The sequence below is a fragment of the Raskinella chloraquaticus (SeqCode) genome (assembly GCF_021731865.1).
GTDB lineage: Bacteria > Pseudomonadota > Alphaproteobacteria > Rhizobiales > UBA4765 > Raskinella > Raskinella chloraquaticus.
The window spans coordinates 70,028-92,703 of the sequence record NZ_JAKFWN010000006.1 but is presented as its reverse complement, the minus strand read 5'-3'; the positions used below and the strand labels follow the sequence as shown (position 1 = coordinate 92,703).

Genomic DNA, 22,676 nt, shown 5'->3' with positions numbered 1-22,676 from the left:
GGCAAGGGCGTCCTGCAAGGGCGCCTTGGTTGACCATTGTCGCTCCCCTGCCTACCGTCCGCCGGCAATTACAGGAACTGTACCCGTTCATGGCAAGCCATAAACCAGACTTCAGGCGGCTGTCGCGCTTGATCATCGTGACGCTGACGGTGATCGCGCTGATGGTGCCGGCGGGCCGGCCTGTACGCGCGCAAAGCGGTGGCGATGGGGGCCAACAGATCATTCTGGTGCGCGACGCCGAGATCGAACAATTGCTGCGCGAATATGTGCGCCCCATTCTTCGCGCCGCCGGCATCAGTGCGCAGCGCGATATCTCCATCGCACTGGTCAATGATCGCACGTTCAACGCCTTCGTCATCGACGGGCAGCGTATTTTCATTACGACCGGTGCCCTCCTTGATGCCAAGACCCCCAATGAAGTCATCGGCGTGCTCGCCCATGAAACCGGCCATATTGCAGGCGGGCATCTGGCGCGCATCCGCCAGGAGTTGGCCCGCGCCTCGACCAACAGCATCATCGCCCTGATATTGGGGGCGGCGGCCGTTGCCGGCGCGGCGCTGACGAGAGGTGGTCAGGGAGAGCTGGGCGGGGCCGCCACCGGCGTGTTGCTCGGATCCGCTTCGATTGGCCAGCGCACTTTGCTTGCCTATCAGCGCACCGAAGAACAGGCCGCCGACCGCGCCGCCGTCACCTACCTCAACGCAACCCAGCAGAGCCCTAACGGCATGCTGGTGACGTTTGAGCGTTTTTCCGACCAGATTTCAGGGATCAGCCGTTTCATCGACCCCTATCTGCAATCGCATCCTCTGCCGCGCGAGCGGGTCGTTGGTTTACGCAACGAGGTGGAAAAAAGCCCGTATCGTGACCGCCGCGATCCGCCGGCCCTGCAACTGCGCCACGACCTGATGCGCGCCAAGGTCGCCGGCTTCATCGAGCGTGGCGACCTCGTGCTGCGTCGTTATCCCTTGTCCGATAATTCGCTGGCTGGAAAATATGCCCGCGCTATCGCCACTTACCGCGCCGGCAATCTCAACGCGGCTCTACCTATCATGGACGAATTAATCGCCGCCCAGCCAAATAATCCGTATTTTCAGGAACTTAAAGCCCAGGCCTATCTTGAGCGCGGGCGTCCGCGTGAATCACTGCCCTCGTACCGCAAGGCGCTGCAACTATCCGGCGGCAACGCGCTCATTCGCTCGGCGCTGGGTCGTGCCATGGTCGCAACCGAAGACAAAACCATGCTTGATGAAGCGATACGCGAACTTGAGCGAGCCGTTGTTCAGGAACCGGAAACCGCAGAGACGTATCGTTTCCTTGGCATTGCCTATGGTCGCAAGGGCGAGGATGGCAAGGCCTCTCTCGCCACCGCCCAGGGTTATTTCGTCGTCGGCGCCTACCCCCTCGCCAAACGCTCAGCTGTCCGCGCCCAGGCTTTGCTGCCGCGCGGCTCGCCGGGGTGGATCCGTGCGGATGATATTGTCAATTTTCGCCCTCCCCCACGCGAGGATCAATAAGCCGAATGGCTTGAAAGGACTGACACAATGCGGATGACTTGGCTGTTTCTTGCCGTTCTTGGCTGTTTCCTGTCGCCTGCCATCGCGCAGGACACCAAATTCGATCCTGCACAGAAGCAGGCTTTTGAATCGCTGATCCGCGATTATCTTTTGAAAAATCCGCAGGTTCTGCGCGAGGCTCTGGTGGCGATGGACCGCCACGAGCGTGAACAGGAAGAAAAAGTGCGGTCCGAAGCCGTTGCGAAACATGCAACGGATCTGTTTTCAGGCACACGTAGCGCCGTCCTTGGTAATCCCAACGGTGACGTCACGATCGTCGAGTTTTTTGATTATAATTGCGGCTATTGCAAACGCTCGCTTGGTGATGTTGAAAATCTGCTGCGTGCGGACCCGGGCCTCCGCCTCGTCTTGAAGGAGTTTCCCGTTCTTGGACGTGGGTCGGTTGAAGCAGCGCAAATCTCGGCGCAGCTCATCAACAATCCGCGCTTCCATGAATTTCATACGAAATTGCTGGGTGAGAAGAACCCCGTCGACAAGAAGGTTGCGCTTTCAGTTGCTCAAAGTCTCGGCTTTGATACAAAAAGCCTGGAAGCGGGCATGACGCAAAAACCCTCGCAAGACGTCATCGAAGACTCATTGCGCCTGGCTGATAACCTGAACCTCAACGGTACGCCGACGTATGTGATCGGCAATGAGGTGATCGTCGGCGCGGTGGGAATAGCCGCCCTGCGCCAGAAGATTCAGGCGGTTCGCAAATGCGGTAAGTCGAGTTGCTGAGCATATTGACCAGGCGTTACTTGGCCCTTCCCCTTGACGCTCACCCCTCCTATAAACCGCCAGCGTCGGCCGGTGTAAAGGTTAAGGCATGAGCTTAAAAACTATTTTTGTCCTGAACGGACCCAACCTCAACATGCTGGGTCTGCGCGAGCCACAGATCTATGGCCACGAAACGCTTGCCGACATCGAGGCTGGCGCGCGGCGCATCGGCGATGAGCTTGGCTTTGCCATCGACTTCCGCCAGTCGAACCACGAAGGCATGCTTGTCGACTGGATCCAGGAGGCGCGCGGCAAGGCGGCGGGCATTGTTTTGAACCCTGGTGCCTATACGCACACCTCCATTGCCTTGCACGACGCTATCCGCGGCAGCGACCTGCCGGTGATCGAGTTGCATCTGTCGAATGTGTTTGCCCGCGAGGCGTTCCGCCATCATTCCTATATTTCACCCGTGGCTCTGGGCGTCATGTGCGGTTTCGGCGCGCGTGGCTATGAATGGGCGCTGCGCGCGCTGGTAGCAGCCATCGCTGCTGCCAAACCCTGAGCCGCCTGACGGAGCTTGAACAATGACTCAAACAAAAACACCAGGCACCAGGTCGGCCGCCTCACGAGAGGCATCCGGCGGGTTGGTCGATGCGGCGTTGATCCGCGACCTGGCTGACATTCTCAAGGAAACCGACCTGTCGGAGATCGAGATCGAGCGAAAGGATTTTCGCATCCGTGTAGCGCGTGAAATTCACGTCTCGACCCATGTCGCGGTGCCGCCGCCTGCCCACCCAGGCCCGGCGGCGACTGCCCTCCCCCCGCTCACCATCTCGCCAGCCGTCAAGCCAACGCCCAGCGAGGGCACGGTGACCTCACCCATGGTCGGGACCGTATACCTGTCCCCGGCGCCCGACAAGCCGGCCTTTATCACCGTCGGTGCCAAAGTCCGACGCGGCCAGACGCTCCTCATCATCGAAGCGATGAAGACGTTTAACGAAATTCCGGCGCCGCGCGATGGAACCGTGACGGCCATTCTCGTCGAGGCCGGGCATCCGGTTGAGTATGGTGAAGCCCTGCTGGTGCTCGAGTGAGCCATCGGACAACGCGCCAATTGAACGCGCCACGGGGGCAGGTGTGATGTTTCAGAAAGTCCTGATCGCCAATCGAGGCGAGATCGCGCTGAGGGTTCTGCGCGCCTGCAAGGAACTCGATATCGCCACCGTTGCGGTTCACTCGACCGCAGACGCCGACGCCATGCATGTGCGCCTTGCCGATGAGAGCGTCTGTATCGGCCCGCCGGCTGCGCGCGACAGCTACCTGAACATCCCCGCCATTCTCGCTGCCTGTGAAATCACCGGCGCGGACGCGCTCCACCCCGGCTACGGGTTTTTGTCGGAGAATGCCCGGTTCGCGCAAATCCTTGAATCGCACCGCATCACCTTTATCGGCCCGACCTCTGATCATATCCGCATCATGGGCGACAAAATCGAGGCCAAGCGCACCGCCCGGCAATTGGGTATTCCGGTTGTTCCCGGCTCCGAAGGTGCGGTCGAGAATGAGGACGAGGCAGCCTCCCTAGCCAGCGACATCGGCTATCCGGTGCTGATCAAGGCAACCGCCGGCGGCGGCGGGCGCGGCATGAAGGTGGCGCACACGGCTGAGGAGTTGCCCCACGCCCTTGCCACCGCACGGGCCGAGGCGGGCGCTGCATTTGGCAATGACTCGGTCTATATGGAAAAATATCTCGGCAAGCCGCGCCACATTGAGCTGCAAGTGCTGGGCGATGGCCAGGGCGGCGCCATCCATCTGGGCGAACGCGACTGCTCGCTGCAGCGCCGCCACCAGAAAGTCTGGGAGGAAGCCGGCTCGCCGGCCCTGCTTCCCGAACAGCGGGCGAAAATCGGCGGCGTTGTCGCCGGCGCCATGCAGAAGCTTGGCTATCGTGGTGCCGGCACCATCGAGTTTCTTTACGAGAATGGCGAATTCTACTTCATTGAAATGAATACGCGCCTGCAGGTCGAGCATCCGGTGACCGAAATGGTAACGGGTATGGATCTCGTCCGCGAGCAATTGTTGATTGCGGCAACCGGTCGCCTGTCGGTGACCCAGAGCGACGTGACCTGGAGCGGCCATGCGATCGAGTGCCGCGTCAACGCCGAGCATCCGCACAGCTTTCGCCCCTCTCCCGGGCGCATCACCTATTTCCACCCGCCGGGCGGCCTGGGAGTGCGCGTCGATTCAGCTGCCTATCAGGGCTACGTTATCCCGCCCTATTACGACAGCCTGGCTGCCAAGCTGATCGTCGCGGGGCGCGACCGCCACGAATGTCTCAATCGCCTTCAGCGCGCCCTTGATGAATTTGTCGTCGATGGCATCGACACCACGCTTCCGCTTTTCCGCGATCTGGTTCGCAACAAGGATATCCGCGCCGGCAATTACGATATTCACTGGCTGGAAAAGCATCTGAAGGATGGCACCGCGCCATCACACGAGTGATCCATGTCGGCCGGATCGGGCGATGCGGCGATAACGCCAGATATCCTGCTCAGAGCCTATGCGGTCGGCATGTTTCCAATGGCCGATTCCGCTGATGATCCAGGCCTCTTCTGGCTTGAACCGGAAAAGCGCGGGATTATGCCGCTTGAGAGCTTTCACGTCCCGCGCCGCCTTCGTCGCACCCTGCGCACGGCGGGCTTCGAGCTACGCGTCGACACCGCTTTTGACGCGGTGATCGCAGCTTGCGCCGAACGCGCCCCTGACCGACCCTCCACCTGGATCAATGCGCGCATTTGCCATCTTTATGGCGAATTGCATCGGCGCGGGTATTGCCATTCGGTGGAGTGCTATCGCGACGGCGCGCTCGTCGGGGGGCTTTATGGTGTGGCGATCGGTGCTGCCTTTTTTGGCGAAAGCATGTTTCATCGCGCGACCGACGCCTCCAAGGCGGCGCTGGTCCATCTTGTCGAGCGTCTGCAGGCGGGAGGCTATCATCTGCTTGATGCGCAGTTCCTGACCGACCACCTGTCCCGGTTCGGCGCCGTTGAAATCACCAAGGTCGAGTATCAGCAACACCTGCGCGCAGCGATCTCGCGCCAGGCGGATTTCTTTGCCCTCGACAATGCGCATAAACCGTAAAATTCGTCGCCTGACGGAAAATGGCGGCCACCACCAACCAAGGCCTGCCGTACCCACCGCATTCAACCAAAACCATTTAAGCAGAATTTAATCGCCTTGCAGGCATTATCTCGCCGCAAGGGGGGATCGGTGCGAGCCGCCATTATCAATTTAGGTCTGTTGATCTGTGCCATTGTACTGGCCTTGGCGCCTGTATCGGGCATGCGCTGGGTGTTGCGGACCCACACATTTAATGTTGCCGAACAGCGGCTTGAATAGACAGCACAGCGCACCCTCACCCATATTGACGGCCTGCTGTCGGAAGCGGCTGACGTGATCGCTGGCGTCAGCGATATCATGCACGCATCCTGCGGCTCCAATGAGCGATCCCGACTGTCAGCCGCAGCCTTTAATGCGCGGGCAGCCAAAAACATCCTGATCCTTGGCCCGGACGGGCGCACCCTGTGCAGTTCAAGTGAAATTCCCGCCGGCAACTATCTCGGCGCGCGCTTTCGCCCTGCCAGTCAGAAAAATCTGGCGGTGGCCCTCAGTCCCGTCAGCGATGCCGGACGCAGCCTGCTTAATGTCAGTTTCACCGACGGCGACAGAATGCTGATCGCCAGCATCGTTCTTGATCTCCAGCGACTGGATTACGTGCCGGCCGAATGGAAGCACAACATCGTGGGCTTGCTCGCATTCGACGATGGAACAATGATCGCGCGCTTGCCGGTCTGGGACGGGAAGACCAAAGCGGTTGACCGCCGACACAGCGCGCCGACGCTGTCCGCAGTCGCGGCCTCTGAGCATTTTCCAATCCACGTTTCCATGAACGTCGCCATGGAAACCGCGCTTGAAAGTGCCCGTATTCTCTCGGTCATCGTCGATCTTGGCGGAGGGTTGCTGGGGGTCTTGTTTTTTCTCATCATCGCGCAGGCCATCTGGCGCCGACCAACCGTGGAGGACGCTATCGCCCGCGGCATAAGGCGCGATGAATTCATTCCTTATTACCAGCCGGTCTTCAACATACAGACTGGTGCGCTTGTCGGCTGCGAATGCCTGATCCGCTGGCGCAAGGCTGACGGTTCCATCGTGCCACCCGGAGTTTTCATCCGCGAGGCAGAGGAATCAGGGCTTGCGGTTGAGATGACAAAACGCCTGATGAACAAGGTGCGCGATGAGGTCGGGGCGGTGTATGCAACGCAGCCGCAACTGAAGATGGCAATCAACCTCTTCGCCGATCACTTCTCCGATTTCGCCACGGTCAACGACGTCCGCCATATTTTTTCAACCGGTGGTATGCGCTACAGCCAGCTCGTCTTCGAGGTCACCGAGCGCTATCCTCTACCCAATCTGGCGCGTGCCAAGCTTGCCATCAAGGGATTGCAGGATTTGGGATGCAAGGTTGCCCTTGACGATGCTGGCACAGGCCATGGCGGGCTTGCCTACCTGCAGACGCTCGGCATGGACCAGATCAAGATCGACAAACTCTTCATCGACACTATCACCAGCTCCAACACCGGCTCGCCGATTATCGACAGCCTGATCGAGCTCGGCCGGTCACTGATGATGGAAATTGTTGCTGAAGGCATAGAGACAGGGGAACAACTGCACTATTTGCGCAATAGAGGCGTCCATTTTGCCCAAGGCTATCTTTTTGCCAAGCCACTGGCAGGCAAGGCGTACCTGGCGTTGATCGCGGCCAGCAGCGCCCCGTCGTCACAGGTCGCGAGCGCGCCTGCACCGGCGGAAGGACAACCGCCCATGGGATCAAATTCCGCCCACGCTGAAGCGGCTTGAGGTTCGAGCATGCTCTCTATTGGTGATTTGCTCTAAGGCAGTAAGCGCAACAACACAGGCGCCACCAGCGCCGTCATCAGCCCGTTCATGGCAAGCGCGAGGCCGGCAAACGTCCCGGCGATCGGATGAACCGAAAGCGCCCGCGCTGTGCCGAGCCCGTGGGCGGCAAGGCCGGCAGCAAAACCCCTCGCGCGCCAGTCCTTGATGCCGAGCATGTTCATCAAAGGCGTGACCGCGACGGCTCCCAACACGCCTGTAAACATGACAAGTGCAGCCGTTAGCGCCGGTTCTCCACCATTTTCGCGTGAAATTCCCATTGCAATCGCCACGGTGATCGATTTCGGCGCCATCGAGCGGACGAGAAGTTCGCTGCCGCCCAACGCTTTGGCAAGGACAATGGCTGTCACGACGCCCGTCAATGCGCCGCAGCCGAGCGCCAGCCCCATGGCGCGCCAGTGGCGGATGATCTGGTCGCGATTTCGCACCATCGGAATGGCAAGCGCCACCGTCGCCGGACCAAGCAGCACATGGATGAACTGCGCCCCCTGAAAATAGGCGCCGTACCCGGTCTCGGTCGTGACCAGCAGGACGCTGATCAGCGCGACCGCGATCAGGACGGGATTTGCCATGGGATGGCGTTTTGTCGCCGTCGAGATGGTATCACCCACCAGATAGGCTGCCAGCGTCACGCCAAGCCAGGTGAGCGGCGAGGCTGAAAGATAAACCCAAAGATTAAAATGGCCGCTCATGACTGGCCCTCTTCGACATGCTTGACGACCAACGAGAAGACCAGCGCGGTAACCGTCATCGTCAGAAGCGTCGAAGCGACGACGGTAACGACGATGACGAACCATTCGGCACGCACCAGCGGCAGATGCTGCAGGACGCCAACGCCGGCCGGCACAAACAGCAAAGACAGATGACGCAGCAACACATCCGCCGCCTCTCCGACAGCGGCAGGAACCAGACCCTGTGCCCAGAAGAGCGCAACCAGGGCTGCAACCGCCATCACCGGCCCGGGTACAGGAATGGACAGGAGCTGCGCCAAACTCTCACCTGCGAGCTGGGCAATCACCAAAAAAACAAAACCATGCAGAACCATTTCGCCCCTCATGCGTTATGATAAATGGCAGCTTGCGCGTTTTGCCTTGGCGCCACCAAAATTGATAGCTAGAGAATTTAGTCGTTGACGCCTTCGTTTTGAGGAGAAAAACATGCGTAAGTTGGCTATTGCCTGTGCAGCGCTTCTGGTGCTCGCCGGGTGCACGACCGGTTCGCCGCAGGGCGACCGTGCGGTTGTCGGCGGCGGCGTTGGCGCTGCGACCGGCGCCCTGATTGGCGGCCTGGCAACCGGGACGGGCGGCGGCGCCCTGATTGGTGCAGCGATTGGTGGTGCTGGTGGCGCTTTGATCGGCGCTGGAACGACACCCCAATGCCAGGTTTATGATCGGCGCGGGCGTCCGCTCGTCGATCAGTACGGCGACCCGATTACCCGCACCTGTCGCGGCTATTGATCACATAACGCGAAGCGGGCGCGGGTCCACGGGCCCGCTGCCTGTCGCTTAAACGGAAATATCGAGCCTCTGTCCAACCCCGGCAGCAAGCTCAGCCGTTTTCGTTGCAGCAGCCTCGCGCGTTGCTTGTACATCCTGTTTTTGTCGAATGTTTTTCTGCCGCTCTTCCTGCTCGCATGAAGCGCAGGGAACGGTCGAACTTATTACGGAAACACTCATTGCGTACCCCAGGACTGGTCATAAGGCCCGGTCCTTGGGCGGCAAGTTCACTCCGGATCGTGCCTGAAGCCGGTTAAGGCAAGGTTTAAGCTTCGATGGCCGCGGATCAGAGGCTCCGTGCACCGGGCATAACGCCCATTCTGGCAATCACCGCCGCCGGCACGCTGTAAGCGCGGAAGACAGCCCGCTCGTCACGCAGACCTATTGCCTCACGCTGGATAAGAAACATCCACAGGATCTCCCCGGCCCTGTCCGTCAGGCGTTGGCGAACCTTGAGGTCCCCATCAACTTCCTGCCGCAATGCCGCGAGAGCCTGAACAAGCTCCCGGCCCAGCCTGCCAAGCGTACCGGCCTGTTCTTCAGCTAGCTCATAATCAAGTGTGGTAATCGGAGCTTTGACGGGCATGGCGGGAGGCTGCCAAGAAACAACGACGCATTCAAGCACCTCGCAGGCCTGAAGCAAATTGCGTTGACGCGCTATCGCAGCCCGCCCTGATCTTATTGTGCACACCGGCTGTGATCGACAAACCGGCCGCCACTTTTTCGCAGCACGCTCCAAAAGAAAAAGGCGGAAAATCCGCCTCTTCCCATTCCGGAGCTGAACCCTGCGATCTCACGAACAGCCGGTCGTGCCGCCGCATGTGTCGCATTTCAGGCACGTACCATTTCTCACCAGGGTGAAATTGGCACATTCCGGACAGCTCTCGCCCTCATAGCCGCGAATGCGGGCAGCGGCGATCTTCTGACTGAGTTCAGCCTGCGTCGCGCGCGCGCCCGCAGGCGCGGTTTTGGCGGGCAGCGCTTCGGCACGAGGGGCGGTCCGTTCGGTAATTTCCTCATAGCGTTGTTCAGCTTCGCGTTCATCTGCAAAGGAAAAGATGTCCGCCTTCAACGCTGTCGCCACCTGCCCCGAGGGGCGCACGGCCGAGGATGCCTTGAGCGCCGTGACGCTGCCACCACCCTGTCCGCCCGGTACCACCACCAGCTGGTTGGTGATCTTGCCACGCGTGAGCCCGTTGGAGACCATCGATTTCGCCGTCACCGGCTGATCGCTGCGCCCCTGGCTGACACCGCCACCGATGGTGTCGGGTTGCAGATCTTCCGGCACGACATGGGCAAGATCAGTGCGCCCCACATAGGATACCGCCAGTTCGCGGAACACATAGTCGAGGATCGACGTGGCGTTCTTGATCATGTCATTGCCCTGCACCAGACCCGCCGGCTCAAAACGGGTGAAGGTGAATGCATCGACATACTCCTCAAGCGGCACGCCATATTGCAGACCAAGCGAGATGGCGATGGCGAAATTATTCATCAGCGAGCGGAAGGCAGCGCCTTCCTTGTGCATGTCGATGAAGATTTCGCCGATACGCCCGTCTTCATATTCGCCGGTGCGCAGATAGACCTTGTGGCCACCGACGATGGCTTTCTGCGTATAGCCCTTGCGCCGGTCCGGCAGACGCTCACGCATGCGGATGTGACGCTCGATGATACGCTCCACCACCTTTTCCGACAGTGCGGCGGCGCGTGCTGCCGCCGGCTGGGCGGACGACAACGCCTCCTGGAGGTCGTCTTCCTCATCTTCATCCGCAATCAGCGATGACGACAAGGGTTGCGACAGTTTGGAGCCGTCGCGATAAAGGGCGTTGGCCTTGAGCGCCAGCTTCCACGACAGCATGTAGGCGTTCTTGCAATCCTCAACGGTCGCATCAGTCGCCATGTTGATGGTCTTGGAGATGGCGCCTGAAATGAAGGGCTGGGAGGCCGCCATCATGCGGATATGGCTGTCGACCGAGAGATAACGCTTGCCCAGACGTCCGCACGGATTGGCGCAGTCGAACACCGGGTAATGCTCGACCCGCAGATGCGGCGCGCCCTCAAGCGTCATCGCTCCGCAGACATGGATGTTGGCAAGCTCGATCTGGCGCTTGCCAAAGCCAAGATGGGCCAAGAGGTCAAACACCGGATTGGCGAGCTGATCATCGCTGAGGCCCAGCGTTTGCGTAAGGAAATCATCCCCCAGCGTCCAGCGGTTGAACACGAATTTGATATCGAAGGCAGCACCCAGCGCATTCTCGACTGCGGTCAACTCCTTGTCGGTGAAGCCCTTGGCACGCAACGACGCCTGGTCGATGCCGGGCGCGTCCTTGAGGCTGCCATGTCCTACCGCATAGGCGATGATCTGGGTGACCTGCTCCTCATTATAGCCAAGCGTGATCAGCGCCTGCGGTACGGCCCGGTTGATGATCTTGAAATAACCGCCACCGGCCAGTTTTTTGAATTTCACCAGCGCGAAATCCGGCTCGATGCCGGTCGTATCGCAATCCATGACCAGGCCGATCGTTCCGGTCGGCGCTACCACGGTTGATTGGGCGTTGCGGAAACCGTGCTGTTCACCAAGGTCGAGCACCCGGTCCCAGGCCTGCCGGGCATGGTCGATGAGCCGGCTGTCGGGGCAATTGACATGGTCAAGGGCGACCGGCGGCGTCTGCAGGCCCTCATAGCCCGTCACCGCGCCATAGGCGGCGCGACGATGGTTGCGCATGACGCGCAGCATATGTTCGCGATTGGGCGCGAAATGCGGGAACGGCCCCAGCTCCTTCGCCATTTCAGCCGACGTCGCGTAGGAAATGCCGGTCATGATCGCTGACAGGGCGCCGCAGATCGAGCGGCCCTCAGGGCTGTCATAGGCAATTCCAGATGACATCAGCAGGCCGCCGATATTGGCAAAGCCGAGCCCCAGCGTGCGGTATTCATAGGAGAGCCTGGCAATTTCCCGTGACGGGAATTGCGCCATCAGCACGGAAATTTCGAGGACGACCGTCCACAACCGGCAGGCATGCTCATAGGATGCGATGTCAAAACGGCCATCGCCACCCCTGAAGCCCAAAAGGTTCAACGACGCCAGATTGCAAGCCGTGTCATCAAGGAACATATATTCCGAGCACGGATTGGAGGCGCGGATCTCGCCCGATGCCGGACAGGTGTGCCAGTCATTGATCGTCGTGTGATACTGAATGCCGGGATCAGCCGACGCCCACGCGGCATGGCCAATCGTCTCCCACAATTCACGTGCCTTCAGCGTCGTCTTGGCCTTGCCATTGGCGCGCCATTTGAGGGCCCAGTCGCCATCTGTTTCGACCGCGCGCAGGAAGTCATCGGTGACACGCACGGAATTATTGGAATTCTGCCCGGCAACCGTGAGGTAAGCTTCCGAATCCCAATCCGTATCGTAAATATCGAAATCAATGTCCTTGTAGCCCTGACGGGCAAACTCGATCACACGGCGGATATAGTTTTCCGCCACCATCGCCTTTTTGGCAGCCTTGATCTCGCGCTTCAGCGCCGGATTCATCTCTGGATCGAAGCATGAATCCCCCGGTCCGTCGCAATTGATGCAGGCCTTCATGATGGCCTTGAGATGCTTGGCGTTGATCTTAGAGCCGGTGACGAGCGAGGCCACCTTCTGCTCCTCGCGCACCTTCCAGTTGATGTACTCGATAATATCGGGGTGATCGGCATCCACCACCACCATCTTGGCGGCGCGCCTCGTCGTGCCACCCGACTTGATGGCGCCCGCCGCCCGATCACCGATCTTGAGGAAGGACATGAGGCCCGATGAACGCCCGCCGCCCGACAGTTTCTCGCCATCGCCGCGCAGCGCCGAGAAATTGGAACCGGTACCCGAGCCGTATTTGAACAGGCGCGCTTCGCGCACCCACAGATCCATGATGCCGCCTTCATTCACCAGATCATCGGCGACCGACTGGATGAAACAGGCATGCGGCTGCGGATGCTCATAGGCTGAACGCGACTTGGTGAGTTCACCCGTCTGGAAATCGACGTAATAATGTCCCTGCCCCGGCCCATCGATGCCATAAGCCCAATGCAGTCCGGTGTTGAACCATTGCGGTGAGTTGGGTGCGGCGAGCTGGGCAGCCAGCATATAGCGCATCTCGTCAAAGAAGGCGCGCGCATCGTCCTCGCTGTCGAAATAACCGCCCTTCCAACCCCAATACGTCCAGGTGCCCGAAAGCCGGTCACAGACCTGCTTGGCTGAATGTTCGCTGCCATAGCGCTCATTCTCAGGCAGCTTAGCCAGCGCCTCCTCATCTGGCACCGAGCGCCACAACCATGAGGGGACGCGCTCTTCCTCGACCTTCTTCAAGGCGACGGCAACACCGGCCTTGCGGAAATATTTCTGCGCCAGAATGTCAGCAGCCACCTGCGACCAGCTTGAGGGAACCTCAAGATTATCCTGCCGAAACACCACCGAGCCGTCAGGATTGCGGATTTCGGAAACGGTAGTACGAAAATCGAGCAGATCGTAAACCGGAACATTGCTCTTGGTGAATTGGCGTTCAATGCGCATTCTTAATTCCCCTTAGGCACAGATAGCCCCATGACAGGTGCTACCGACCCCTGACAGCGTGGTTGCTTTATTTTAGACATTTTTCGTGGCGGAATTGGCTCCGCTACGCCTGAATTTTGCCGCCACTCCCGTCATCCCCACTATTCATACAGTGCGGTGCGACGCTCGTTGGATCGGCTGTTCCTCAGAATCAGGAGTTTCACTCAATTCGTCGGACAACACAAGATGTAGTGTGAAATCGTTAACAAGACCCTACCAATGGTAGAGACGAAGGGGCTCACGGGGTCGTGACACGCAGCTTCTAATCTCTTCTTCCATCATGCCGTGAGTCGCTTAACGACGGCTAGTCCCCGTTGCCATAAAATCGTCATGATTGAACCCGCTCACCGGCGCGGGGCGTCGCGATCGCTAAAATTCGAGCAAAATATGAAAGTCTTGGTGAAAACCTCTGTGTTTAACTCACGCCATGTTCGACACAGAAAACACGCCATTCGACGCCGCCCCGCCTGTCAATGACGCGGCAAGGGACGACAATTCCCTGCTTGCCAATGCCGCCCTCGGCGTCGCAGTGGAGCAGATGAATATCGTTGTCGTTGATCCCTCGCGCACGATGCAGACGATTCTCCGCTCCATGATCCAGCAGATGCGGCCCAAGCGCTTGCGGGTCTACGATTCGGCGGTTGCTGCCTTGCGCGACATGATCGTGGAGCCACCCAATCTCGTTTTGTGCGAGTGGAAGATGGAGCACATGTCCGGCCACGGCCTGATCAAGATCATGCGTCACCAATCGATGGCGCCGCTCTGTGCCGTTCCCATCATCGTCATTACCGGTAGCGCCACACGCTCGGCCGTCGAAGGCGCCTTGCGCGTCGGCGCCCATGCGGTTCTCGTCAAACCGCTGTCGCCAGCCATCTTGCGCCAGCGGATCGAATGGATCGCTCGCGATGATCGCGCGCTGGTTGCCCTCGACAGTCAGTATGTGATTGACGGCGTGAACACCGCTCTCGACGCCCAGCGCGCCAAGGATCGCCTGCCCTCGATCATCCAGCAGATGCGCTCTTCCGAGCAAGCCTCGCAGGCTAGGCCTGGCCCCGAGGAAGCGGAAGCGGATCAGACCGCCCCCACACCCAAGCAGAAGATCGCCCCTCTTGACCAGGCCGACAAGGCAAAGATCATCAAAGGCCTCGAACGCTCGCCGACCCTTGATCGCCTGCTGCGCCAGCGCGCCAAGGTTGCGGCCGAAAACGAGGCGCGCGCTCGTGCTGCCCGCCAGGGGTCGCGCGAAAAGATCGAATTGAAAACAGCCAAACGCCAGCCGGGCGGCTCAGGCCTCTCGCGCTGGAAGGATATCTGGGGCGGTTAAGGCGCATCCCGCTCCATCGCGGTGCGTTCCAGACCGTCATCACCGGTCGCAAGCGTAAACCCCTCGTCAATCCAGCCCGTAAGGCCGCCTGCGGTTGACCTTATGTTGAAGCGCTGAATGCCGATCTGATGAAAGTTTATTGCCACCTACTCTGGACAGGGCCGGCTTACCGCGTCTAAAGCGGGGTTTGGCATTTCGGAGAGCCGCGCATGGGCATGTTTACAGAATTCTTCGCCTGGTGGACCGGCAATACCATCGGCACGCGCTTCACCTTGTGGAAGGCCGGCGCTGAAATTGTCGGCCGCGACGATTTCGGCAACACCTATTATCGCGCAGGCGAACTCTATGCCGGACAGGGCGAGCGGCGCTGGGTCACATATCAAGGTGTAGCCGAAGGCTCGAAGGTGCCGCCGGCCTGGCATGCCTGGATGACCCATACGGTCGATGAGCCACCCTCGGCCAGCTATGAAGCGAGGGAATGGGAAAAGCCGCATCTGCCCAATCAGACCGGCACGGCCATGGCCTACCGCCCCTCGGGGTCGATTCTGGCCAGCGGCGAGCGCCCGAAAGCACCCGGCGATTACAGCGCCTGGTCGCCGGAACCCAAATAACCCCACGGTTCGCCGCTTCCTGTCACGGGCTCCACGAGATTACGTGGCGCGGTTTGCATAAGGATCGTTCAAAATGTCACCAGCCCTGGCAGTCCGGCGCAACGTCTGCATTATCGTGATGTCATTAGCGCTGCTGGTTCTGGCAACGCCCGGCGCAGCACTCGCCCAACATCAGCACGGCGCGGGCACCCCGCTCGTTGCCGGCGAGCAATCCTACCAGCTGGGTTCACTGACAATCTCATCGCCCTGGTCGCGCGCGACCGTGCCCAATGCGCCGGTGGCTGGCGCCTATCTGCGGATCGCCAACCGGGGACAACAACCAGACCGCCTTATCGCTGCGGATTTTGACGGTGCTGGCCACGTGGAGATCCACGAATCAACCGAGGAAAACGGGATTGCCCGGATGCGTCGTCTGGAACCGGGGCTGATTATTCCCGCCGGCGCTACGGTTGACTTGAAACCCGGTGGCTATCATCTCATGCTGATGCAGCTGGAGCGCGGCCTGACGGAAGGCCAGAAGCGCAAGGCGACGCTGGTGTTTGAACATGCCGGTCGGCTCGAAATCGAATTCGCCGTGCGCTCAATCGGGGCGGGAAGCGCCTCGCATGCCAGCCATCCCAAACAATGAGCCAGTTTGCGCCTTTTGCCAGCCGCAATGCTTGTGTTAATCGCCGGCTGCCACAAGCGCCGACCACGGGGCGTCATCGCGCGTCCGCCACAGGGATCTGCAGGCCATGAATGCACTGTTGCGAGGCTGTCTGCTGATGCTGGCAACCAGCGTTTCCGCATTGGCCCAGAATCGCGTCGAAAACCCGATTGCCGAATTCGCCGGTCTCGACAAGATTACCGGGCGGATCATCAAATTCGAGGTGAAGCTCAACGAAACCGTCCAGTTCGGGGCGCTTCAGGTAACGCCACGCGCCTGTTTCACCCGCGCTGTGACCGACCAGCCGCAGACGACCGGTTTCGTCGAGGTCGAGGAAATCACCCTCAAAAACGAAGTCAAACGCATCTTCAATGGCTGGATGTTCGCCGCCAGCCCGGGGCTCAACGCGGTCGAGCATGCAATTTACGATGTCTGGCTGACCGACTGCAAGGGAACGGCGATTGCGCTGCCGGCGCCCGGCGTACAACCCGGCTATCAAGGCGATGTCGAGCCATCCGCCTCGCCCGCTGCCCTGCCATCTCCTGGCGCGCCGCCGACACCACGTCGCCAGGTGCCGATCGGTCAGCAGCCTGCTTCACCGCTCGCCGGTTCGACAGAGAGCCAACCTGCGCCCCAGAACCCGATTCCACCATCGCAGCCGGCACGTCCTCGCGCTCCGGCGATCCAACCCGGCGTTCCCTTCGATCCCAGCCAATTGCCACCACGACGATGACCCGGCGACCGGTTTGCTGCCACAGATTGGCCTTACATCTGCCATAGGCAAAACTGCGTGGGGTATTGATAGCGGATCGCTCGCAAGCCGCAGGGAACAGAGCGACATTCAATGCAGGGGATTGCGTGACAGCAGTGACATCCGTGTCGGTCGCCGGACGTTTGGGCTTGTGGCTCCTGGGCGCAGGCGCCATGGCAGCGGCCTTTTTTGCGGCACCCTTGCTTCTTGTCGGCGAGCAGCCCCTCGCCCCGACAGGGCCTGCATCATCCATCATCCCGTCACCTGATGACCAATCGAGCGCCGTGAGTGCCGCTGCGGGCAGGAGCACTCAGCAAAATGAGGAAGACGCCGCCTTCCTGCACGCCGTCGGCCGCCCCTCTGTTGACGCCGTGTGGAACCAGCGGATGCGGCTCGCCTCACCCGGTGAATGGGTTAAATCCGGCAAGGCGACCACCGCCCTCGTGCCAATCATCTTGGCCTATGCGCCAGCTGACGAGCGACGGCGTGAACCTGCACCTTTTGCCGCCATCGATAGCGCCGTCACGCCCGCGACCGGTGTCACGGCGCCGGCCCCGCAAAACCCAGCCGCGTCGGCGCCCTTCGCCAGGGTGCCCGCGACAACCGGCGAGGATGACGAGGAGGATGACGAGGAGGAGGAGGCCGTTCCGGCAATTGTGCCCCGCCCCCTGCCGCGCCCGCGTATTGCCGCTGTAAGCCCGCAATCAAGCCTGACCGCAGCAACAACACCCCTGGCAGTGCAGCCCGCGCCTGCCGCAAACGACAAATCCGCTGATCCGGCGGGCATCAGACAAGCCCTCGCTCTGGCGCCTTTGTCAGCCGCACCGCCTGTCGCCCCGCGCCCTCAGGAGGACCTGCAGGAAGGTTCCCGCAAAGAAAACCAGAATTACGTGTTGATCGACCCGCAAGCGGGCAATATCCGCCTGGCGTCCCTTGTGCCCGAACCACCGGTTACGCGCGCCACCCCGCCCTTGCAGGCCGCTCCGACGACACCCATCCAGCCCGCCATCACTTTAAAAACGCCTTTTGGCATTCCCTACGCATTGCAGCAGGAAAGTGTGGAAGCCTCCTGCTTTCCCCCGCCTCTGGTCGATCTCATCCATCGCATCGAGCAGCGTTATGGCCAAAAACCCCTTGTCACCTCAGGTTTACGCGACCGCGGACGCCGCGGCTCCCTCCACCGCCGCTGTCAGGCAGCCGATCTGATGATACCGGGCGTCTCGGCCGGCGAATTGGCAAAGGTGGCGCGGCAGATACCGGGCATGGGCGGGGTCGGCCAGTATTGCCACCCGAATCTGGTGCATATCGATATTGGTACGGCTCGCGACTGGAAGCAGGGGTGCGGCGGTTATTTTGCGCTGCGTGACAGCGCTGCAAAAACACGCTGACAACCGATACCGGCCATCATCAATCCTGCGGCAGATTGAGCCTGATATGTAGCTCGCGCAGCTGTTTCGGAGTTGCTTCCGACGGCGCGCCCATCAGCAAATCCTCGGCCTTCTGGTTCATCGGGAAGAGCGCAACTTCGCGCAAATTCTGCGCGTCGCACAGCAGCATGACGATACGGTCAACGCCGGCTGCCATGCCGCCATGCGGCGGCGCACCGTACTGGAAGGCACGGTACATGCCGCCAAAGCGCTCGATGACGGTTTCCTCGCCATAGCCGGCGATCTCGAAGGCCTTCACCATCGACTCGGGCTTGTGGTTGCGGATGCCGCCCGAGGCCAGTTCAAAGCCGTTGCAGGCGATATCGTACTGGAACGCCTTGATTGTCACCGGATCCAACGTTTTGAGCGCCTCAAGCCCACCCTGCGGCATCGAGAAGGGATTATGCGAGAAGTCGACCTTCTTCTCTTCCTCGTTCCACTCGAACATCGGGAAATCGACGATCCAGGCGAATTCGAAGCGGTTCTTGTCCGTGAGGTTCAGGTCTTCGCCGACCTTGGTGCGGGCGAGCCCGGCGAATTTGTAGAATTTTTCGGGATCGCCGGCGACGAAGAAGGCGGCATCGCCATCGCCAACGGCAAGCGTTGTGCGGATCGCTTCTGTGCGCTCAGGCCCGATATTATTGGCGATCGGACCAGAACCTGCACCTTCCTTCCAGAACACATACCCCAGCCCCGGCTGGCCCTCGCTCTGCGCCCATGAATTCATCCGGTCGCACACGGCGCGGCTGCCACCACCCTTGGCCGGAATGGCCCAGATGCGGTTCTTGGGGTCTTCAAGCATCCGCGCGAAAACCTTGAAATTCGAACCCCGGAAATGCTCCGAAACGTCTTGCATCATGATCGGGTTGCGCAAATCCGGCTTGTCAGAGCCGTATTTCGCAATCGATTCTGCATAGGGAATGCGCGGCCAGGGTGAGGGCGTCACCGCCCGTCCGCCTGAGAATTCCTCGAAAACGCCGCGAATGACCGGCTCCATCGCCGCAAACACATCCTCCTGCTCGACAAAGCTCATTTCCACATCGAGCTGGTAGAATTCGCCCGGCAGACGGTCGGCGCGCGGGTCCTCGTCGCGAAAGCATGGCGCAATCTGGAAATAGCGGTCAAACCCGGCCATCATCATCAGCTGCTTATATTGCTGGGGCGCCTGCGGCAGGGCATAGAATTTGCCGGGATGGATGCGGCTCGGCACCAGAAAATCGCGCGCGCCTTCGGGCGAGGAGGCCGTCAGAATGGGCGTGGCGAATTCATTGAAGCCGGCCGCCTTCATGCGCTGGCGCATGGAATCGACGACTGCAACGCGCGTCATGATGTTCTTGTGCAGTTTTTCGCGACGCAGATCGAGAAAGCGGAATTTGAGGCGCGTATCCTCCGGGTAATCAAGATCGCCAAACACCGGCACCGGCAATTCTTCCGATTGCGACAGCACGGTGATGTCATCGGCGTAGACCTCGACGGCGCCGGTCGGCAATTCGTTGTTTTCGGTGCCGGGAGGACGCGCCCGCACCCGCCCGTCAATGCGCGCCACCCATTCCGCCCGCAACAGGTTGGCGGCAGAAAACCCTTTTGAATCGGAATCGCACACGATCTGCGTCATGCCGTAATGGTCACGCAGATCGATGAAGAGCACCCCGCCATGGTCGCGGACGCGATGCACCCAGCCTGACAGGCGCGTGGGAGCGCCGATATCCGTCGGGCGCAGGGCGCCACAGGTGTGCGAGCGATAAGCGTGCATGAGAGCCTCCGAAACGGCGCGCACAAGGGCATGCGTGCGGCTCTTCGTCAAGGCATGAGCCAAACAATGCGTGTTGCCACATCACCACGTCGCAAACAGGCTTTTGCGCCGGCGTGCCAACACATTATGCTGGCGCATGAACTGGATCACCACGACTGAGTCGCTTGCCGCCCTGTGCGATCGCTTTGCCAAAGAACCCTTCATTGCGGTCGACACGGAATTCATGCGCGAGACCACTTACTGGTCGAAGCTCTGCCTCATCCAGATCGCCGGCGCCAAAGAGGTCGCGCTGATTGACAGCCTCGCCGACGATATCGATCTGACACCCTTCTTCGAGTTGATGGTCAATCGTGACGTCATCAAGGTCTTCCACGCCGCGCGCCAGGACATCGAAATCATCTGGCATCGCGCCCGCGTCATGCCAGCCCCTGTCGTCGACACCCAGATCGCGGCAATGGTGCTGGGTTTTGGCGACCAGATTGCCTATGATCAGCTGGCGCAGCGCCTCGTTGGCGCCAAAATCGATAAATCACATCGCTTCACCGATTGGGCACGCCGTCCGCTGAGCGACGCGCAGCGTGACTACGCGGCAGCCGACGTGGTTCATCTGCACGCGCTTTACCCTAAGATCATGGAGCATCTCGACAAGCGGGCGCGCGCCGACTGGGTATCAAGCGAAATGGCCGTTCTGACGGCGCCCGGCACCTATGATCTGGACCCTGATCGCGCGTGGGTCCGGCTCAAGGCACGCCCCAAATCACCAAAGGAACTTGCCGTTCTGATGGCACTTGCCGCCTGGCGCGAGCGGGAAGCGCAGATGCGCGACGTGCCGCGCGGGCGCGTCATCAAGGACGAGCTTCTGCTTGACCTTGCCGCCAGAATGCCGAGGAACGAGGGTGCCATGCAGCAGATCCGGGGCATGCCGCAGGGGTTCGAGCGCTCGCGATCAGCAACCGATATGATCAAGATCATCGACGAGGTGATATCCCAACCGCCTGAAACCTGGCCACCTCTGCCAGCTGCCAAGGCCCCGGTTCAGGCAGCGCAGCCGCTGGTCGATCTCCTGAAGGTATTGTTGAAGAAAACATCGGAAGAATCTGGTGTTGCAGCAAAAGTTATTGCAACCGTTGATGACCTGGAGGCCTTGGCCAATGATGATATGGCGCCCGTTCTGGCGCTTGAGGGATGGCGGCGCGACCTGTTTGGCGAACGCGCGTTGAAACTCAAGCGCGGTGAACTGGCGCTCGCGGTTGAACGAAACCGGGTCATCGTGATCGAGCGTAACACCGCCAAAATCTGATCGGTTGACCTCAGGCCGGTCGCCGGCGCCCGGTCAACTCAGACATTCAGGCTGAAGCCCACACAGCCGTGCCAGCGCACGCAACCGGTTGAAGACGCGCTCCGAGGCCAGTTCGCCACGCCCGCTGCGCTGCAGATCGAGAATGAGATACCCGTCTTTTGTACGTATCGGCACATCGGGCAGGATACCGGGCATCGATGCTGAAATCAGATAGGCAACCCGCATCGCCGCTCCAAGCAAACGCGCCCTCTGCAGCGCCCGTGACCCGATCAGTTCACGGATGTGCGGCGATAAATGGTCCTCCACCAGGCCCGCATGGCGATAAAAGGCCGAAAGTCCGAGAAATGCCCGCCCGGGATGATCAATGCCGATGAACGCGGCATGCGCAATCACGCTCATGCTTTGCTCACCGCGATAATCAGGATGCGCCCGCCAGCCGATATCAGCGAGCAGACAGGCCGCATGGCGCAAGCGCCGCTCATCATCATCCTCGCCAGGATCGACGAGCGCGAAGAGCTGATCCGTCCACCCCATGAGTTCGGCGCCGTGGCGCGGCGAGCGCGAGCGCAACGTGCCCAACTCGCTGGCGGCGCTCAGCAACGGATCATGTGCACGCATCTCCGCCGACAGCCGCTCATAAAGCAGCCCCTCGCGAACACCGAGCGCTGACATAACAACACGCTCCGGCTTCAACCGGCGTATAATCTGTTCGATGACCATCGCTCCGTAGGAGAGCAGCGGCCGGCGCTCGCTGGCCACAGCTTCGATGCCGCTCAAAACATCATTGTCAGCGCGCTGGACGTTGCGCGCGAAATCAACGAAGTCGCGCGCCGGCACGACATAGCCATGCATGACATGGAGCGGATAGCCGCGCTGGATCATGTGCATGCGCGCCAGTGCCCGCCACGTGCCGCCAACCGCGTAGAAATCCCGCATCTCCCCTGTCGGCAGATCGGCACTGTCCAGCGCCTCGCGCACCAGCTTCTCAGCCTTCTTCAATGATTTTCCGGAGGCATCGCGCAGCCGAAGCCCCCCGAGCGGCAGGCTCAGACCAGGCTTTACCTCATGGCCGCTCACCTCGACGAGTTCGAGCGATCCACCACCGAGATCACCAACCATCCCGTCAGGCTTCCAAATCCCCGAAATAACACCCAGCGCAGAGAGATGCGCTTCCCGCTCGCCCGAAATCAGCTCAACCGGCACACCGCAGATGGCCTCAGCCTGGGTGAGGAACTCGGCGCCATTTTCAGCGTCCCGTGCTGCGGCGGTCGCAATCACCTGGAGATCAACCGCCCCGGTCTGCTCAGCCAGGCGGCGAAAACGGCGCAACGCCCTCAGCGCCTGGGCGATCGCCTCATCAGCCAGCCTGCCGGTGCTTGCGAGGGATTTTCCCAGGCCGCACATCGCCTTTTCGTTGAAGACCGGCGTCAACGCCCGCGACAGCCGCTCATAGACGACAAGACGGACCGAATTCGAGCCGATGTCGATAACCGCTATCGGCTTGCTGTTTGGCAAGCGACCGGGTGCAAATTCATC

Annotated in this window: 20 protein-coding genes and 1 pseudogene; 15 read left to right on the top strand and 6 right to left on the bottom strand. The window is 60.6% G+C overall.

Going from position 1 to position 22,676, the window contains the following annotated elements:
* Positions 1-89: 89 nt before the first annotated feature.
* The 8 genes and pseudogenes from ACINK1_RS03290 (at position 90) to ACINK1_RS03255 (ending at position 7,184) form a co-directional block, all read left to right on the top strand.
* Positions 90-1,514 (top strand): M48 family metalloprotease, encoded by a 1,425-nt coding sequence (locus tag ACINK1_RS03290; protein ID WP_376802440.1) that lies wholly within the window; start codon positions 90-92, stop codon positions 1,512-1,514.
* 27 nt (positions 1,515-1,541) lie between these two features.
* Positions 1,542-2,291 (top strand): DsbA family protein, encoded by a 750-nt coding sequence (locus tag ACINK1_RS03285; protein WP_376802439.1) that lies wholly within the window; start codon positions 1,542-1,544, stop codon positions 2,289-2,291.
* 88 nt (positions 2,292-2,379) lie between these two features.
* Positions 2,380-2,832 (top strand): type II 3-dehydroquinate dehydratase, encoded by a 453-nt coding sequence (aroQ, locus tag ACINK1_RS03280; RefSeq protein WP_376802438.1) that lies wholly within the window; start codon positions 2,380-2,382, stop codon positions 2,830-2,832.
* A 22-nt stretch (positions 2,833-2,854) separates the two neighbouring features.
* Entirely contained in the window at positions 2,855-3,364 is a 510-nt protein-coding gene (accB, locus tag ACINK1_RS03275; RefSeq protein ID WP_376802437.1) for an acetyl-CoA carboxylase biotin carboxyl carrier protein, read from the top strand.
* 46 nt (positions 3,365-3,410) lie between these two features.
* Positions 3,411-4,769 (top strand): acetyl-CoA carboxylase biotin carboxylase subunit, encoded by a 1,359-nt coding sequence (gene accC, locus ACINK1_RS03270; RefSeq protein WP_376802436.1) that lies wholly within the window; start codon positions 3,411-3,413, stop codon positions 4,767-4,769.
* Between the two features lie 3 nt (positions 4,770-4,772).
* A complete protein-coding gene (gene aat / locus ACINK1_RS03265; RefSeq protein WP_376802435.1) occupies positions 4,773-5,408 on the top strand; it encodes a leucyl/phenylalanyl-tRNA--protein transferase in 636 nt (211 codons plus the stop codon).
* Between the two features lie 270 nt (positions 5,409-5,678).
* Positions 5,679-6,209 (top strand): annotated as a pseudogene (locus tag ACINK1_RS03260) (hypothetical protein); the annotation flags it as partial.
* A gap of 3 nt (positions 6,210-6,212) precedes the next feature.
* Entirely contained in the window at positions 6,213-7,184 is a 972-nt protein-coding gene (locus tag ACINK1_RS03255; RefSeq protein WP_395759975.1) for an EAL domain-containing protein, read from the top strand.
* Between the two features lie 32 nt (positions 7,185-7,216).
* Here the strand turns inward: ACINK1_RS03255 and ACINK1_RS03250 are convergent, their stop codons facing one another.
* Entirely contained in the window at positions 7,217-7,933 is a 717-nt protein-coding gene (locus ACINK1_RS03250; protein ID WP_376802433.1) for an LrgB family protein, read from the bottom strand.
* Positions 7,930-8,298 (bottom strand): CidA/LrgA family protein, encoded by a 369-nt coding sequence (locus tag ACINK1_RS03245; RefSeq protein WP_376802432.1) that lies wholly within the window; start codon positions 8,296-8,298, stop codon positions 7,930-7,932. Before ACINK1_RS03245 ends, ACINK1_RS03250 begins: the two co-directional genes overlap by 4 nt.
* Positions 8,299-8,398: 100 nt before the next feature.
* Here ACINK1_RS03245 and ACINK1_RS03240 point away from each other — a divergent pair, with 100 nt between their 5' ends.
* Complete coding sequence (locus ACINK1_RS03240) at positions 8,399-8,698, top strand: glycine zipper domain-containing protein (protein WP_376802431.1); 300 nt, start codon at positions 8,399-8,401, stop codon at positions 8,696-8,698.
* 325 nt (positions 8,699-9,023) lie between these two features.
* On the opposite strand, the gene ACINK1_RS03235 is transcribed toward ACINK1_RS03240, so the two are convergent.
* Both ACINK1_RS03235 and ACINK1_RS03230 read right to left on the bottom strand, forming a co-directional pair.
* Positions 9,024-9,323: a DUF6665 family protein gene (locus ACINK1_RS03235; RefSeq protein ID WP_376802430.1), complete on the bottom strand. Its 300-nt coding sequence runs from the start codon at positions 9,321-9,323 to the stop codon at positions 9,024-9,026.
* Positions 9,324-9,530: 207 nt separating this feature from the next.
* Positions 9,531-13,289, bottom strand: a complete 3,759-nt coding sequence (locus tag ACINK1_RS03230) for a vitamin B12-dependent ribonucleotide reductase (protein WP_376802429.1) — start codon at positions 13,287-13,289, stop codon at positions 9,531-9,533.
* A gap of 466 nt (positions 13,290-13,755) precedes the next feature.
* On the opposite strand from ACINK1_RS03230, the gene ACINK1_RS03225 reads away from it, so the two are divergent.
* The 5 genes from ACINK1_RS03225 to ACINK1_RS03205 all read left to right on the top strand — a co-directional run bounded on the left by ACINK1_RS03225 (position 13,756) and on the right by ACINK1_RS03205 (position 18,048).
* Positions 13,756-14,652 (top strand): PleD family two-component system response regulator, encoded by an 897-nt coding sequence (locus ACINK1_RS03225; protein WP_376802428.1) that lies wholly within the window; start codon positions 13,756-13,758, stop codon positions 14,650-14,652.
* 209 nt (positions 14,653-14,861) lie between these two features.
* Positions 14,862-15,263 (top strand): NADH:ubiquinone oxidoreductase subunit NDUFA12, encoded by a 402-nt coding sequence (locus ACINK1_RS03220; RefSeq protein WP_376802427.1) that lies wholly within the window; start codon positions 14,862-14,864, stop codon positions 15,261-15,263.
* Between the two features lie 73 nt (positions 15,264-15,336).
* Complete coding sequence (locus ACINK1_RS03215) at positions 15,337-15,891, top strand: copper chaperone PCu(A)C (protein ID WP_376802426.1); 555 nt, start codon at positions 15,337-15,339, stop codon at positions 15,889-15,891.
* Between the two features lie 106 nt (positions 15,892-15,997).
* Complete coding sequence (locus tag ACINK1_RS03210; RefSeq protein WP_376802425.1) at positions 15,998-16,642, top strand: DUF2155 domain-containing protein; 645 nt, start codon at positions 15,998-16,000, stop codon at positions 16,640-16,642.
* Between the two features lie 125 nt (positions 16,643-16,767).
* Positions 16,768-18,048 carry a D-Ala-D-Ala carboxypeptidase family metallohydrolase gene (locus ACINK1_RS03205; protein WP_395759968.1) on the top strand — a complete coding sequence of 427 codons (1,281 nt, stop codon included), beginning with the start codon at positions 16,768-16,770 and terminating at the stop codon, positions 18,046-18,048.
* A gap of 19 nt (positions 18,049-18,067) precedes the next feature.
* Here the strand turns inward: ACINK1_RS03205 and aspS are convergent, their stop codons facing one another.
* Positions 18,068-19,840: an aspartate--tRNA ligase gene (gene aspS / locus ACINK1_RS03200; RefSeq protein ID WP_376802507.1), complete on the bottom strand. Its 1,773-nt coding sequence runs from the start codon at positions 19,838-19,840 to the stop codon at positions 18,068-18,070.
* A gap of 136 nt (positions 19,841-19,976) precedes the next feature.
* On the opposite strand from aspS, the gene rnd reads away from it, so the two are divergent.
* A complete protein-coding gene (rnd, locus tag ACINK1_RS03195; protein WP_395759967.1) occupies positions 19,977-21,140 on the top strand; it encodes a ribonuclease D in 1,164 nt (387 codons plus the stop codon).
* A 33-nt stretch (positions 21,141-21,173) separates the two neighbouring features.
* Here the strand turns inward: rnd and ppx are convergent, their stop codons facing one another.
* The gene (gene ppx, locus ACINK1_RS03190; RefSeq protein WP_376802422.1) at positions 21,174-22,655 is read right to left on the bottom strand and encodes an exopolyphosphatase; all 1,482 of its coding nucleotides are present in this window, start codon (positions 22,653-22,655) and stop codon (positions 21,174-21,176) included.
* Positions 22,656-22,676 lie beyond the last annotated feature (21 nt).

Bases quoted from the DNA above. Each gene is read 5' to 3' on its own strand.
- ACINK1_RS03290 (WP_376802440.1), top strand. From the start codon at position 90: ATGGCAAGCCATAAACCAGACTTCAGGCGGCTGTCGCGCTTGATCATC.
- ACINK1_RS03285 (WP_376802439.1), top strand. From the start codon at position 1,542: ATGCGGATGACTTGGCTGTTTCTTGCCGTTCTTGGCTGTTTCCTGTCG.
- aroQ (WP_376802438.1), top strand. From the start codon at position 2,380: ATGAGCTTAAAAACTATTTTTGTCCTGAACGGACCCAACCTCAACATG.
- accB (WP_376802437.1), top strand. From the start codon at position 2,855: ATGACTCAAACAAAAACACCAGGCACCAGGTCGGCCGCCTCACGAGAG.
- accC (WP_376802436.1), top strand. From the start codon at position 3,411: ATGTTTCAGAAAGTCCTGATCGCCAATCGAGGCGAGATCGCGCTGAGG.
- aat (WP_376802435.1), top strand. From the start codon at position 4,773: ATGTCGGCCGGATCGGGCGATGCGGCGATAACGCCAGATATCCTGCTC.
- ACINK1_RS03255 (WP_395759975.1), top strand. From the start codon at position 6,213: ATGAACGTCGCCATGGAAACCGCGCTTGAAAGTGCCCGTATTCTCTCG.
- ACINK1_RS03250 (WP_376802433.1), bottom strand. From the start codon at position 7,933: ATGAGCGGCCATTTTAATCTTTGGGTTTATCTTTCAGCCTCGCCGCTC.
- ACINK1_RS03245 (WP_376802432.1), bottom strand. From the start codon at position 8,298: ATGAGGGGCGAAATGGTTCTGCATGGTTTTGTTTTTTTGGTGATTGCC.
- ACINK1_RS03240 (WP_376802431.1), top strand. From the start codon at position 8,399: ATGCGTAAGTTGGCTATTGCCTGTGCAGCGCTTCTGGTGCTCGCCGGG.
- ACINK1_RS03235 (WP_376802430.1), bottom strand. From the start codon at position 9,323: ATGCCCGTCAAAGCTCCGATTACCACACTTGATTATGAGCTAGCTGAA.
- ACINK1_RS03230 (WP_376802429.1), bottom strand. From the start codon at position 13,289: ATGCGCATTGAACGCCAATTCACCAAGAGCAATGTTCCGGTTTACGAT.
- ACINK1_RS03225 (WP_376802428.1), top strand. From the start codon at position 13,756: ATGTTCGACACAGAAAACACGCCATTCGACGCCGCCCCGCCTGTCAAT.
- ACINK1_RS03220 (WP_376802427.1), top strand. From the start codon at position 14,862: ATGGGCATGTTTACAGAATTCTTCGCCTGGTGGACCGGCAATACCATC.
- ACINK1_RS03215 (WP_376802426.1), top strand. From the start codon at position 15,337: ATGTCACCAGCCCTGGCAGTCCGGCGCAACGTCTGCATTATCGTGATG.
- ACINK1_RS03210 (WP_376802425.1), top strand. From the start codon at position 15,998: ATGAATGCACTGTTGCGAGGCTGTCTGCTGATGCTGGCAACCAGCGTT.
- aspS (WP_376802507.1), bottom strand. From the start codon at position 19,840: ATGCACGCTTATCGCTCGCACACCTGTGGCGCCCTGCGCCCGACGGAT.
- rnd (WP_395759967.1), top strand. From the start codon at position 19,977: ATGAACTGGATCACCACGACTGAGTCGCTTGCCGCCCTGTGCGATCGC.